At 54.0% G+C, this 12,966-nt stretch carries 16 protein-coding genes; all 16 read right to left on the reverse strand.

The genetic code is table 11. The features are described 5' to 3' along the window. Positions 1-30: 30 nt before the first annotated feature. Positions 31-825, reverse strand: coding sequence for a menaquinol-cytochrome c reductase cytochrome b/c subunit (locus KB235_RS10390; protein ID WP_034809138.1), 795 nt, complete (start codon positions 823-825; stop codon positions 31-33). Between the two features lie 33 nt (positions 826-858). Next, on the reverse strand, positions 859-1,530 hold the full coding sequence (qcrB, locus tag KB235_RS10395) for a menaquinol-cytochrome c reductase cytochrome b subunit (RefSeq protein ID WP_021067209.1): 672 nt from the start codon (positions 1,528-1,530) through the stop codon (positions 859-861). A 15-nt stretch (positions 1,531-1,545) separates the two neighbouring features. Then, complete coding sequence (locus KB235_RS10400; protein WP_034815195.1) at positions 1,546-2,049, reverse strand: QcrA and Rieske domain-containing protein; 504 nt, start codon at positions 2,047-2,049, stop codon at positions 1,546-1,548. A 110-nt stretch (positions 2,050-2,159) separates the two neighbouring features. Further along, on the reverse strand, positions 2,160-2,600 hold the full coding sequence (locus tag KB235_RS10405) for a DUF2487 family protein (protein ID WP_034809142.1): 441 nt from the start codon (positions 2,598-2,600) through the stop codon (positions 2,160-2,162). Positions 2,601-2,761: 161 nt separating this feature from the next. Continuing rightward, the gene (locus KB235_RS10410) at positions 2,762-3,295 is read right to left on the reverse strand and encodes a ReoY family proteolytic degradation factor (protein WP_034808558.1); all 534 of its coding nucleotides are present in this window, start codon (positions 3,293-3,295) and stop codon (positions 2,762-2,764) included. Positions 3,296-3,320: 25 nt separating this feature from the next. After that, a complete protein-coding gene (locus tag KB235_RS10415) occupies positions 3,321-4,592 on the reverse strand; it encodes a tetratricopeptide repeat protein (RefSeq protein WP_211779607.1) in 1,272 nt (423 codons plus the stop codon). A gap of 33 nt (positions 4,593-4,625) precedes the next feature. Beyond that, entirely contained in the window at positions 4,626-5,876 is a 1,251-nt protein-coding gene (gene aroA, locus KB235_RS10420) for a 3-phosphoshikimate 1-carboxyvinyltransferase (protein WP_034808554.1), read from the reverse strand. A 1-nt stretch (position 5,877) separates the two neighbouring features. After that, the gene (locus tag KB235_RS10425; RefSeq protein WP_211779608.1) at positions 5,878-6,921 is read right to left on the reverse strand and encodes a 3-dehydroquinate synthase; all 1,044 of its coding nucleotides are present in this window, start codon (positions 6,919-6,921) and stop codon (positions 5,878-5,880) included. Next, positions 6,915-8,075: a chorismate synthase gene (gene aroC, locus KB235_RS10430; RefSeq protein ID WP_211779609.1), complete on the reverse strand. Its 1,161-nt coding sequence runs from the start codon at positions 8,073-8,075 to the stop codon at positions 6,915-6,917. Before aroC ends, KB235_RS10425 begins: the two co-directional genes overlap by 7 nt. 10 nt (positions 8,076-8,085) lie before the next feature. Then, complete coding sequence (locus tag KB235_RS10435; RefSeq protein WP_034808572.1) at positions 8,086-8,865, reverse strand: CheR family methyltransferase; 780 nt, start codon at positions 8,863-8,865, stop codon at positions 8,086-8,088. Between the two features lie 105 nt (positions 8,866-8,970). Further along, the gene (gene ndk / locus KB235_RS10440) at positions 8,971-9,390 is read right to left on the reverse strand and encodes a nucleoside-diphosphate kinase (protein WP_211779610.1); all 420 of its coding nucleotides are present in this window, start codon (positions 9,388-9,390) and stop codon (positions 8,971-8,973) included. A 91-nt stretch (positions 9,391-9,481) separates the two neighbouring features. Continuing rightward, the gene (locus KB235_RS10445) at positions 9,482-10,444 is read right to left on the reverse strand and encodes a polyprenyl synthetase family protein (protein WP_034815184.1); all 963 of its coding nucleotides are present in this window, start codon (positions 10,442-10,444) and stop codon (positions 9,482-9,484) included. Between the two features lie 3 nt (positions 10,445-10,447). Continuing rightward, on the reverse strand, positions 10,448-11,149 hold the full coding sequence (locus tag KB235_RS10450) for a demethylmenaquinone methyltransferase (protein ID WP_034808547.1): 702 nt from the start codon (positions 11,147-11,149) through the stop codon (positions 10,448-10,450). A 20-nt stretch (positions 11,150-11,169) separates the two neighbouring features. After that, positions 11,170-11,742 carry a heptaprenyl diphosphate synthase component 1 gene (locus KB235_RS10455; protein WP_211779611.1) on the reverse strand — a complete coding sequence of 191 codons (573 nt, stop codon included), beginning with the start codon at positions 11,740-11,742 and terminating at the stop codon, positions 11,170-11,172. A gap of 127 nt (positions 11,743-11,869) precedes the next feature. Beyond that, on the reverse strand, positions 11,870-12,142 hold the full coding sequence (locus KB235_RS10460; protein ID WP_024370177.1) for an HU family DNA-binding protein: 273 nt from the start codon (positions 12,140-12,142) through the stop codon (positions 11,870-11,872). Positions 12,143-12,251: 109 nt separating this feature from the next. Continuing rightward, positions 12,252-12,953 (reverse strand): hypothetical protein, encoded by a 702-nt coding sequence (locus tag KB235_RS10465; protein ID WP_209325624.1) that lies wholly within the window; start codon positions 12,951-12,953, stop codon positions 12,252-12,254. Between the last annotated feature and the right edge of the window lie 13 nt (positions 12,954-12,966).

The following is a 12,966-nucleotide window of genomic DNA, read 5'->3' on the forward strand; positions in this document are numbered from 1 at the left end:
GCGCGGCCCAATTGGACCGCACGCGTTGGATTACTGGTTGTTTTCGCCGCCTTCACCGTATGAAGCGATGAATTCAGCCATAGCTTGAAGATCTTCATCCGAACCGTCCCATTGACCGGCTGGCATCGCGCCAATCCCGTTCACAGAGATTTCGGCAATCTCTTCTGCCGAGTAAGTCGTACCGACGAGCGGTGGGGCTGCAGCGCCACCTTCTAGGTTTTGACCGTGACAGTTGACACATGATTGGGCCGCATAGATTTCATAACCCGGGGCCGCCGTGTCAATCTCTGGGCCTTCACCTGGGACGACAAGGATACCTTGCTCATGGACTTGGTCCCAGTGCGTCGTTTGTACCGACTCCCACGTCAAGTAGACGATCGAAAGGATACCAAGCAACATGAACGTTGTCGAGACTGGGCGTCTCGCCGGTCGGCGCTCGAGCCCTTGGTCAAGCCATGGTGCAATCAAAAGCGCCGTAAAGGCGATTCCCGGCATGATGACCGTACCGAGTAAAATCCAATCCCCTGCTGCAAACTGATATTTGAGCAATTGATACAAGAACAAGAAATACCAGTCCGGAAGTGGAATATATGACGTGTTCGTCGCATCAGCGATGTTTTGAAGTGGCGCAGCTTTAACAATCGTCAAAGCAATGAATCCGATCAAGAAGACTGATCCGACCATCCACTCTTTAAGCAAGAAGTTCGGCCAAAACGCTTCTGTGCGTCCTGGGTATTCTGAATAGTCTTTTGCAATGTTCTGTTTCCGATTCGAGATTCCTACTCGAGAGTCGGTCACAAATTTCATCCCTTTACCGCGATGCATATCGTTTCTCCTCCTTTTTGTCTTCGAATCGGCTTAAAGCGGTCCAGATATTCCTTGTTTACGAATCATCAAGAAGTGAGCCCCAAGGAGTCCGAACAAGGCCGCCGGTAAGAAGAAGACGTGAATGGCGAAGAAGTTCGTGAGCGTCCGGGCGCCGACGATCTCACCACCGGCGAGAAGCGTTTTGGCGATGCCACCGATGACCGGGACACTCTCAGCAATCTGAAGCGTAACTTTCGTCGCGAACAACGCTTTCATATCCCAAGGCAACAAGTAACCTGTGAGACCGAGCGCCAAGACGACGAAGAAGAGCAAGACGCCGACGACCCAGTTGAGTTCGCGCGGCTTTTTATAAGAGCCTGTAAAGAATACGCGGAGCGTATGCAAGAACAACATGACGATCGCAACCGATGCGCCCCAGTGATGCATCCCACGGACGATTTGACCGTGTGCGATCTCGTTTTGTAAGTAGTAGACCGACGCGTGCGCGTTGATGATGTCAGGTACGTAATACATCGTCAAGAACATCCCTGACAAGATTTGAATCACGATCGTAAAGAACGTCAAACCGCCGAAGCAATAGACAAATGCTGAAAAGTGATGGGCAGGGTTGACGTGTTCTGGTACTTCATGGTCAGCGATGTCGCGCCATAACGGCGTGATGTCGACGCGTTCATCGACCCAATCATAAATTTTTTGTAACATCGGCTATTCCCCCTCTCACAACTGTGTGACCGGACTGCCCAAGTATAGGAATCCGTCTTTTTCTTCTTTTTCATAACGGGCAAGTGGTGATGTCGGAGGCGTACCTGGAATGTTCGTCCCGTCCTTCGTATAACGACCGAAGTGGCACGGGCAGAAAAATTCTGTTGGACGCGTCGGATCGCCGCCGTATCCTACTTGACAGCCGAGGTGCGTACAGATCGGAGACAAGGCGATCACCTCTCCGCTCTCATCTTTGAAGACCCATGCTGAGAGCGTCTCTTCGAACTCATACCATGCATCTTGCGTTTGTTTTTTAAAGTCGACACGTTGCGGCTCAGTCGTGATGTCATCGAGACTCATCACTCGAACTTTGTCACCCGCATCCGATCTTTTAAGTACCGGATCGATTGCAAAGTTGACCATCGGACTGATCAATGTTGCCGCCATAAAGCCACCTACTCCAGTCAGTGTGTACGTTAAGAACTGACGGCGCGTGACTTTTGACCCTTTTTGAGCCATTTCGTTCCCCCCTCATTCGTGTGCATAACCCCATAATTCTTTATGCATTCTTCACAAAAATTTCTCACTCAACAAAATAGTATATCAATAAAACCTCTACGTCAACCGCTTCATGTCGCCATCCAACGGGCAGAAAGCTCTGTGATGACTTGTGTCGCAAAATTTTGAACCATCGTGTGCGACTGCTCGCCCGACATCCCTTTCAACGCTAACGGCGGCACGAATATGATCGGTAAATCGAACGCTTTGAAGCGGACGTCTGAAGAGATGAACAACACGTGAGAGAAACCCGACGCCGTCGCTCTCTCGAGGACGGTCTCCGCAAGTAAAGAGCCGGTTTCCACGTCGACGTAACTAAGCGTCGGGCAGAGCATCGTTCGTCCAGAGAGCTGTCGTTCCGTCTCGAGCGCCACCGCCTGGATGACCTCGTTCCCTTCAGCTTTACGAACCATCTCCTCGTCGAACGCGAGTTCGACGAGCGGGACGACGAGCGTATCGACGTATTGTCGTTCCGTGAGCGACTTTCGCGCATCAATACTATCGAACCTCATCTTTCCCCTCCTCTCTAGACATGATTCATCATGTCTATTGTATCGCACCTCCGTTCATTGCTTGTTCAAACTTATGAACGAAATGTGAAATTATTGTGTATTCCTACGTCATTAATATACCAAAAAACAAGCGCTACCCATAACGGAAGCGCTTGTTTTTCCTAAAATAATTTTGAGGCTCGAACTTGATGGAGTTTACTCGTCAAGTTGCGGAACAACTTCTCATCACGTCGGTCGAGCGCCTCGTCGATTTCGACGAGCAATCGTTCTTCCTCGAACTGGGCGACCGAGGCACGGATGACGGTCTGTGCCGATGTCGTCACTTCGTCTTTTACTTCGGCAACGGGTTCGAACGGGTTCGGCTCGACAATGTCAATCCAATTCTCGTCAATCATCATGCCCTGGAAATTGAGTTCGACGTAAATCGCACCGTCATGGAGGCGAATGTCATGATACGCCTTCTCCGGATTGACCGTGACGAGGTCGCCGCGACGATATCGGAAAGGTTCCCCGTCAAAGCCGTACGCTGTCATCACGAGGCTTCGCGGGGCGACGGACGCGTTCGTCACAAAATGGACGTTGCCGAGTTTCTCTGGATGCCTGAGCCAATAATCGATAATCCATTTGGCCTCTCGCTTACGCAACGTATGATGAGCGAGGAATCGCTTTAAAAAGTTCTTTTTCCGCTCCACCATGTGACCCCATCTCCTTTTTTATCGATTAATCGCGGTCCGCCAACGAGTCAAGCCGTTCTTCGAGCGCTTGACGGTCGTCCACGTCGACGGTGAGCGCAAGCGTTTGCTCTAGCGTACGCTTCGCCTTATCGCGCTGTCCTTCTTCTACTAACAGTGTAGCCCATTCGGTCGCAAAAGACACGTCCTCTTTATAAACGTCTTCAATCGATTCATATAAAACGACGGCGTCTTCGTACGCCTCGAGTTCATAGGCGGCTTTTGCCTTGTACCACGTCATGAGCGGTGATGTCGAGTGGTCTTCGAGGGCGTCGATCGTCTCGATGACGGCATCCATGTCCCCAGCTTCAAACAAGACGGACAAGAGCAACTCAGTCGCTTCGAGCGATTCCGGATTCAAGGCGAGCGCTTCACGCAGCTCGTTTACCGCTTCGTCGGTCGCACCTTGACGCAAGAACAGTTTTGCCTTCACCGTCCGTAACTCGTCGTTATAATCGTCTCGTTCAATCCCGTGGCTAATCATCTCGAGCGCCTCATCGATTCGTCCGAGCGCCTCGAGCGCTTCCGTATAGGGAAGATAGAGCGACGTGAAGTCCGGGTCCATCGTCCGCAACTCCTCGAACTGTTTGACCGCGACCTCGTCACGCCCGATGCGGTGGGCCGTCATCGCATGCCCGAACACGGTATTCAAGTTTCGGCCCGTCGACTTCTCGAATTCGACGAGCGCCTCTTCGAACGACCCGATCATCGTGAGCGCCTCGGCGTAATCGGCCTGATAATCGATCTCTTCAGGCAACGCCAGATGCGGCAGTCGCGCATAGAGCGGGACGGCTTGTTCAAATGAACCAATCGACGCGTACAATTCAGCGAGCCCGTAAATAAGGAGCGGCTCATCCGGATTCGTCTCGAGTGCCTCAAGTAGTTTTTTGACGGCGACTTCGTCGAGTCCTTGCGATTGATACAAATCGGCCAATAAGACGAGACTGCGGACGTGTGCCTCTCGATCTTTCGTGTCGACTTTCTCGAGCACGGCAATCGCTTCTTCTTCCCGGTCGCTATCAAGATATGCCTCGGCGAGCGACAACGCCACGTGCGGATTCCCCGCATAATCGACGTAAAGCGCGGCTAGGACGTTCACCGCGCGGTCGGCGAGTCCGAGCTCGAGATAAAGATCGGCGATGGCTAGCCGGTCTTCGTCCGAGCCCTCTTTTTCAAGCGATTCGAGATGGTGCAGGGCGTGTTCTGTCTCCCCGGCCTCGAGCATCTCGACAATATGGTTCAATTCTGATTCATCTAACATTGATCTTCCTCCTACCGACAACAACTATTGACGTTATTCTATCTCACGACCGAGCCGTTGTAAATCTTGATGAAACTGCGGGTAACTGACATCCGAGACATCCATCCCATGAATGTGGACAGGATCGTCCGTCAAAAGCGCCGCAATCTGCAGCATCATCGACAGCCGATGGTCGCCAAACGCATCCACGTCCCCACCTCGAATCGGACTCGGGCGGACGGTGAACCCGTCCTCAGTCTCTTCGATGTCGACACCGAGCGTCTTCAGTTCGGTCACGACCGTCCGGATGCGGTCCGTCTCTTTCACACGCAGTTCGCCTGCGTCTCGCACAGTCGACGGGCTTGTCGCCTGTGACGCGACGAGGGCAAAGAGCGGCAACTCGTCGATTTGATGCGGAATCGCCTCGCCGCCTAACTCGATGCCGCGAAGCGTGCTCGTCGAGACCGTCACATCGGCGACCGTCTCCTCTCCGAGCGGGCGCGCCCGCTCAATCGAAACGGACGCGCCCATCCGTTCAAGCGTCCGCAAAAAGCCGATGCGCGTCTCGTTCAAACAAACATCGACTGTCGTGACTCGACTATTCGGGACGATGGCCGCTCCGGCCCAAAAGAATGCAGCCGACGACGGGTCGGCCGGGACGTGGACCGTCGCTCCCTTCAATCCACCCGGGTCGAGTCGGATCACTCGTACCCCGTCCTCGATCGTCACATCGATGCGACCGCCGAACAGTGGCAACATCCGTTCCGTATGGTCACGCGACAACATCGGCTCTCGCACGATCGTCTCTCCCTTGGCCCGAAGCCCTGCCAGCAAGATGGCCGATTTGACTTGGGCGCTCGCGACAGGCAACGTGTAGTCGATGCGGCCCAGTTCGCTTCCTCGGATGCGAATCGGGGCGTAATCGCCTTCGATATCGGCCCCACGCTCACGTAGCGGTACCGTGACACGTCCCATCGGCCGTTTCGAGAGCGATTCGTCACCCATCAACTCATACGTCCCGTCAAACCCGACGAGCAGTCCAGTGAGGAGACGCATCGTTGTCCCCGAGTTGCCGCAGTCAATCGTCGTCGACGCCATCTTGTCCGTTCCCGTGATGACGACCCGGTCAGCTCGTTCCTCCACCGTCGCCCCGAGGCGACGCATGGCCTCCATCGTCGACCGGCAATCGGCTCCAAGGAGCGGGTCATGAATCGTCGTCACACCATGCGCGACGGCACCGAACATGACAGCGCGATGCGTGATCGATTTGTCACTCGGGACACGAATCCGTCCTGTCAATCCCATGCTACATCCATCCTTTCAGTTGATTGAAGGCGGCGATGAGGCGATCGTCTGACACCGGTTCGACCGTGACGGTTTCACCGAGCAAGACGAACCGGACTTCACCGCCGCGATTTTTTTTATCCCGTCCCATTAACGTCCGATAGTCTTCAAATGGACGCCAGGCGACCGGTGTAACTTCGTTCGCTGTCATCCAGTCTGCTAACCGCCTCGCCCGGTCCGTGTCCCCGTTCAAAAGGAAGGCATACACCATCCCATACAGGACGGCCTCTCCATGGGCGAGCCGATACCGTTCACTCGTCTCGAGCGCATGGCCGAACGTATGGCCGAAATTGAGCCACGCCCGAACTCCTGCTTCTCGCTCGTCCGCCTCGACGATGCGACGCTTCACTTCAATGCCTCGCGCGAGCCACTCCGTCCAATCGATCGGGCCCGTCAAGGCGTCGAACAACGCATCCTCGAACGACGCCTCGAGCACATGCTCAGAAAGATACGCATGCTTGATCAGTTCGCCGAGACCGCTCCGGACGTCACGTTGCTGTAACGTCTCGAGTCGCGTGACGTCGTAGTGGACGCCCATCGGTTGATAGAACGCACCGATCGCATTTTTGGCGAGCGGATGGTTGACGGCGACTTTTCCGCCGACGGCCGAATCGTGCGCCAGAATCGTCGTCGGGACTTGGATGTAACGGACGCCCCGCATATAGACGCTCGCCAAAAAACCGGCCAAATCCCCGACCATGCCGCCGCCGAAGGCGAGAACGATCGTATCGCGGTCACATCCGGACGTCAATCCTTCGGAGACGAGCCGTTCGATGACGGAAAGCGACTTCGATTCGTCGCCTGGTGGCACGACCGACCAGACAATGTCTTGATGGACGGGCGCCAGCCGTTCTCGAAACGTCTGGCCATGGAGTCGGTCGACCGTCTCATCGGTCACGACCCAAACCGTCGAACCAGAAAAAGCTTGAACGCGGTCGAGCCAAGCATCACCGCGTTCAATCGTCACATCATATGGGGTCGACGCATCGACGCGAATCGTCACCATGTCCGAATCTCCTCACGATACGTCGCGACTCGGTTTTGTATCCGTTCCACCGTATCGTGCCCGAACGTTTCACACAGCTCACGCGCAAGTTCGAAGGCGACGACCGCTTCGACGACGAGCGAGGCGGCCGGGACGGCACACGCGTCACTGCGCTCGATTTGAGCGAGGAACGGCTGTTTCGTCTCGATGTCGACCGACGGGAGCGGTTTGTATAGGGTCGGGATCGGTTTCATGACGGCCGTGCAGACGATCGGCATCCCCGTCGTCATCCCGCCTTCAAAGCCGCCAAGGTGATTCGAGAGTCGAGTGTAACCGGTCTCGTCATAGGCGATCGGGTCCATCACTTCCGAACCCGGACGATACGCCATGTCAAACCCGTCCCCGAAAGCGACGCCTTTGATGGCGTTCACGCTCATGACCGCCTGAGCGATTCGCGCATCAAGTTTCCGGTCGTGCTGAACGTAGGAGCCGAGTCCCGGGATGACACCGTGGACCTCAGTCGTGACGACGCCTCCGAGGGAATCCCCCGCGGCTTTCGCCTCGTCAATCAAGCGCATCATCTGATCTGCCGCTTCCGCGTCGTACGTGCGGACGGGTGACGCCTCGACCGCTGAGATGAGCGCCTCCTTCGAGTCCATCGTTTTCACGGCCGCGACGCCGCCAATCACTTTCACATAGCTGAGCACGCTCATCCCGACGGCGGCAAGCAACTGCTTGCTGATGGCGCCGACCGCGACGCGGGCTGCCGTCTCACGGGCGCTCGAGCGCTCGAGCACGTCGCGAAGGTCGCGATGGTCGTACTTCAATCCTCCGACGAGGTCGGCGTGCCCTGGCCGTGGGCGGACGACCCGCCGCTTCACCTCGGCGTCATCTGCGATCGGCTCCGCTTGCATGACGTTCCGCCAATGCGTATGGTCCTTGTTCTCAATCCAAAGCGAGATCGGGGCACCCGTCGTCCGTCCGTGACGAATCCCGGCCCGGACGTCCACGCGATCCGATTCGATTTGCATCCGCCGGCCACGTCCGTATCCCGATTGTCGTTTTTTCAATTCTTCATTCACCAAGTCGATGTCGACGGAGAGGCCCGCCGGCACTCCTTCAAGAATGATGGTCAATCCAGGACCGTGTGACTCTCCTGCCGTCAAATAACGCATACACGCCACCTCACTCTTCGTATTTTTCGTAAAAGAAACTTTGCTTCATCCGGTAGCCGTAACGTTTCGGTTGGAAGATTTGCTCTGTCCCGCCGACGAACAACACACCACCCGGACGCAACGAGCGATGAAACGATTTGTACACTTTCTCTTTCGCTTCCTCCGTAAAGTAAATCAAGACGTTGCGGCAGACAATCAAATCGAAGTTTCGTTCATAGACGTCCGCTAACAAATTGTGCTTTTTGAACGTGACGAGCTTCTTTATGTCTTCTGCGATATAGTAATCGTCGCCCCGCCGTGTGAAATAACGTTGTCGGTACTCGGCCGGCAAGTCGACGAGAGCCCGTTCATGGTATTTGCCTGCTTTCGCTTTCTCGATGACGATGTCGTCGAGGTCGGTCGCGGTAATCGAGAATTGGGCAGGTGACAGATGTTTAGATAAGAGCATCGCGAGCGAGTACGGCTCTTCCCCTGTCGAACAGGCGGCGCTCCATACGCGTAACTTCCCTTGGCTCTTGCGGATGAGTTCTGGCAAAATATCCTCCTCGAGCTGTTGCCAACGGACCGGGTTCCGATAAAATTCGCTCACATTGATTGTCATCCGGTCTAAAAACTCTTCGTACAGGCCGCGGTCGGCCTCCATCGCTTTGAAGTACTCGATGAACGTGGCATAGCCTTTCTTCTCGCGGAGGGCAATCATCCTGCGCTTCATCTGTGCCTCTTTATATAAGTTCAAATCAATCCCAGACTTTAAGTAAAATTTTTTCACGAAGATGGCATAATCATTTATCACCAGTTCCAACCTCAATTCTTCCTCATTTCCTAGTTCTCGATGCCGCGTAAGCGCTTCAACGGCAACAAAAAAAGGGACAGGTGACCCCGTCCCTCGTTCTCGTCATGAAACGTGCGATGCTTCAGAGACGAACCAAAGCGCCAACTCCCGCTCGGCACTCTCGGCAATGTCAGACCCGTGAATCACGTTTTGTGACATCGTCGCGGCCAAGTCGCCCCGAATCGTGCCCGGTTGCGCGTCGAGCGGGTTCGTCTTCCCAATCATCATGCGTGAGACGGCGATGATGTTCTCACCTTCCCATTCCATCGCGACGACCGGACCTGACGTCAAGAAGTCGACGAGCTCGCCGAAGAACGGCTTCTCCTTATGTTCCGCATAATGCGCTTCTGCGATTTCTACAGACGGTGTAAGCATTTCGAGACGGTTCAACGTGTATCCTTTGTTTTCAAAGCGCGAGATGATTTCCCCAATCAAGCCACGCGCTACGCCGTCAGGCTTCACCATTAAAAATGTCTTTTCCATTCCCCTAATCCCCCTAAATCGATATGTGTACGATGTACTCTATAAGTGTACACGGTCACTCTCGTTATTGAAAGGGGTTACAACGTGCAAATTACCATTTCCGTTTCCCGATATATTCGGCAATCTCGATGAGCGAACGTTTGTCTGACACGTCCGGGAGCGGCTCGAGCCGTTTGATGGCCCGGCGAACGTAACGATCGATCGTCTGTTGGCTCCGTTCAAGCGTCCCATTTTGCTGTACCTCGCGGACGAGCGCGGCCGTCAAATCAGGGGTCGACGTGCTGTCGACTCGCGATAAGCGCTCGTAAAACCGACCATCTTCGGCCGAATAGAAGAGCGGCAACGTCTTATGGCCGTGCTTCAAATCTTCACCGACCGGTTTCCCGAGCTGAAAGCTCTTCGCTGTGAAGTCGAGTAGGTCGTCCGTCATTTGAAACGCCATGCCGATGTCATACCCGAACAGACGTAACTGCTTGACGACTTCTGGCGACGCGCCCGAGACGATTGCCCCAGCGGCACAACTCGTCTCGATGAGCAGCGCCGTCTTTCTAGCGATTCGGTCCAAATACCGTTTCGGTGACTGCGACCAGTCGTATTGATCTTGGATTTGATTGATTTCGCCGATACAAATCAATTCCATCGTCTCTGCCATGAGTTGCATCACTTCCGGCGAATCGACTTCGGAGACGAGGCGGATCGCCTCGCCGAACAGCGTGTTTCCCGTGTACATGGCGACACGTTCATCATACCGTTCCATGACGGTCGGCTTGCCGCGTCTGAGCGTCGCATCGTCGATGACGTCGTCATGGACGAGCGAGGCCATGTGGATGAGCTCGAGACTAGCCGCTACTTTCGTCAATCGAATGTCATTCTGCTGACCGAACGCGGCACTCAAGAGGACGAAAGCCGGACGAATCCGTTTCCCGCCCGCGTCTAACAGTTGCCTCGACGCCGCATCGATGACGGGATGGTCCGTATGCACACGTGTCGACAAAAAGCGGTCGATTTGATCGATTTCACGATTCATGTGACGATATAGTCGTTTTAAAGACATCGGTTACCACTTCTTCCCTAAGTGCATCGCACATGCACCACCGGAAAACGGTTTGACCTCGACTTGTTCGAACCCAGCCGTCTCGAACATTCGCTTCAATGTGAGGCGGTCCGGGAACGAGTCGGTCGACTCTTGCAGCCATTTATATTGGTCATAGGAACCGGCGAACAGCTTGCCAAAGAGCGGCATGACCGTACCGAAGTAAAATCGGTACAGCTCGCTGAAGAGTGGCGCCGTCGGTTGGCTCGTCTCGAGGCAGACGACCGTGCCGCCCGGTTTCAAGACGCGATGCATTTCGCTTAGCACCGTCATATAGTCCGGGACGTTACGAAGGCCGAAGCCGATTGTCACAAAATCAAACGAGTCATCGCCAAACGGCAACGCCATCGCGTTTCCGTGAACGAGTTCGATGTTCGGATATTGTTTTACTTTCTCGTGACCGACCGCAAGCATGTTCTCCGAGAAGTCTAACCCTTTGACGACCCCCGTGTTTCCTGCCGCTTCGGCGAGTTGAATCGTCCAGTCAGCCGTCCCACAACAGACGTCGAGACATTTCGCGCCCGGGAACACTTGCATCCGTCGCATCGTCGCTCTGCGCCACCACTTGTGGAGCCGGAAACTGATGATCGAGTTCATCGTATCGTAGCTCGGTGAGATGGATTGAAACACATCATATACTTTTTGCTCTTTTTCTTTCGGTTGCAACACGTAACATCCTTTCCGTTCTAAGCGACAGCATGCGCCAAAAGCGCCGATAGCTGCTCTCGTTGTTCTTTATGCAATGTCTTCGCTCTTTGTTCGATGATTTGTTTTCCGTACGACGTCAAATACGTTTGACCGATCAATTCAGCGAACGTCTTGACGAGGCCAAAGTTGGCTTCCATCCATGTCGATACAGAAATCTCGTCGTCTAAAGCGAGTGTGCATTTAGCCCCGTTGACGAGTTGGACGGTCCGGCCGAAGCGATCACTGAAGTCGGTCGGGAATCGTGCCAATATTTTATAAAATTGAGCCGATGCGAAGTCTCCGGCGAGCACGTTCAACTGGCGCGCCAAAGAACCGTTCGGACAATCCTTCACTTGATCGTGCAACTCGAGTGCCTGATGGGCAAAATACGTGGCTAGCACGAGCTGTTGTTGTTCGGTTGATTCTTCGTCAATCAATTCGACCATCCAACGAAGTAAAGGCATGTCGACTGCGGGCACAATCTCGTGTCTCGTCAAATACGGATGGGTCATGCGTTGTTCGATTTGACGAGCAAGGTCGGTGACAACGCTTTCGTTTGTCCACTGTTCCATGCTATCCCCCCTCGTCCTCTTCGTTGTCATTCTGACATAGTATAGCACATTTTCGTCACATTCACGCCATGTGAACTCGTAAACGGACACAAAAAAAGCCGCCTTTCGGCGACTTATGTAATGCCTATTATTTGACCGCGTCTTTGAGCGCTTTACCTGCTTTGAAGGCAGGGACTTTGCTCGCAGGGATTTCGATATCTTCTTTCGTACGTGGGTTGCGACCTTTACGGGCAGCACGCTCACGAACTTCAAAAGTACCAAAACCGATCAATTGAATTTTCTCACCGTTTTGGAGTGCTTCAGTGATTGATTCAAATGTAGCTTCAACAACTGTCGTCGCTTCTTTTTTAGAAACTTCGGCTTTTTCAGCAACTGCTTGGATCAATTCAGTCTTGTTCATCACGATTCACCTCCTCTCACAGAGAGTTTACGGGATTAATCATATCGTACAAACGTTGATATGACAACATTTTTTAAGTGAAAAGCCCATATTCACGACGCTTCGTCGATCAGTTGTTTAAAAACTCGACTTCGCCTTGTTCATTAATCGTATAGCCTTGCGAATAAGCTGGGGCGAATGGTGAATCATTGTAGAGCAAATACCGAATATCCTCGCCGACTTCTGGCGTCACATCCGTGTTTTCGAGCTTGGCCGCGATGTCTTGGCGATAGTCGACGAATAGCTGTCCGCTCCCGTCGACGTAGATCGGTAACTCGTTATCGGAGTATGGGCTCGGGATCGTCGGTTCTTCGGCGACGAAGATGAGGTCGTAGTTGAGCGTAAATTGATTTTTACCGACCGATCCGGCAAACGGGAACTTCCCTTCCTTCGCCCGGTACGCGTTAATGTTCGTCTGCAACTGCTGTAGCCGCTCGGTAACCCGTAAATCAATCAGCTTGACCGTCGGTTCGTCCTCGACGTCGACGAGGACGTATAAGAACAGCCCACCCCCTTCAAAACTGTTCGCCGGCGGGTCGGCCATATACCCTGGGACAAGACGTCCGAATTCGATTGGATACCGTTCCATGAGCGGTGTCTCGGCCGGCTTCGTTTTAATCGGCAACACCCCGGTCGTCTCTTTGAACGAGTCGACGGCCGTTTGGACCGAACGAATCTGTTCTTCGTACGGGACGTTGTCGACACGGTTTGACTGCGGGTACATACACCCGCTCAGAACGGTTACCGCCAACAGACTGACAACTACTAACATTCGTTTCAACGGT

It is taken from the genome of Exiguobacterium alkaliphilum (assembly GCF_018138125.1).
GTDB classification, from domain to species: Bacteria; Bacillota; Bacilli; order Exiguobacteriales; family Exiguobacteriaceae; genus Exiguobacterium; species Exiguobacterium alkaliphilum.

Coding starts and splice junctions, on each gene's coding strand:
- KB235_RS10390 (WP_034809138.1), bottom strand. CDS start 825: ATGCATCGCGGTAAAGGGATGAAATTTGTGACCGACTCTCGAGTAGGA.
- qcrB (WP_021067209.1), bottom strand. CDS start 1,530: ATGTTACAAAAAATTTATGATTGGGTCGATGAACGCGTCGACATCACG.
- KB235_RS10400 (WP_034815195.1), bottom strand. CDS start 2,049: ATGGCTCAAAAAGGGTCAAAAGTCACGCGCCGTCAGTTCTTAACGTAC.
- KB235_RS10405 (WP_034809142.1), bottom strand. CDS start 2,600: ATGAGGTTCGATAGTATTGATGCGCGAAAGTCGCTCACGGAACGACAA.
- KB235_RS10410 (WP_034808558.1), bottom strand. CDS start 3,295: ATGGTGGAGCGGAAAAAGAACTTTTTAAAGCGATTCCTCGCTCATCAT.
- KB235_RS10415 (WP_211779607.1), bottom strand. CDS start 4,592: ATGTTAGATGAATCAGAATTGAACCATATTGTCGAGATGCTCGAGGCC.
- aroA (WP_034808554.1), bottom strand. CDS start 5,876: ATGGGATTGACAGGACGGATTCGTGTCCCGAGTGACAAATCGATCACG.
- KB235_RS10425 (WP_211779608.1), bottom strand. CDS start 6,921: ATGGTGACGATTCGCGTCGATGCGTCGACCCCATATGATGTGACGATT.
- aroC (WP_211779609.1), bottom strand. CDS start 8,075: ATGCGTTATTTGACGGCAGGAGAGTCACACGGTCCTGGATTGACCATC.
- ndk (WP_211779610.1), bottom strand. CDS start 9,390: ATGGAAAAGACATTTTTAATGGTGAAGCCTGACGGCGTAGCGCGTGGC.
- KB235_RS10445 (WP_034815184.1), bottom strand. CDS start 10,444: ATGTCTTTAAAACGACTATATCGTCACATGAATCGTGAAATCGATCAA.
- KB235_RS10455 (WP_211779611.1), bottom strand. CDS start 11,742: ATGGAACAGTGGACAAACGAAAGCGTTGTCACCGACCTTGCTCGTCAA.
- KB235_RS10460 (WP_024370177.1), bottom strand. CDS start 12,142: ATGAACAAGACTGAATTGATCCAAGCAGTTGCTGAAAAAGCCGAAGTT.
- KB235_RS10465 (WP_209325624.1), bottom strand. CDS start 12,953: ATGTTAGTAGTTGTCAGTCTGTTGGCGGTAACCGTTCTGAGCGGGTGT.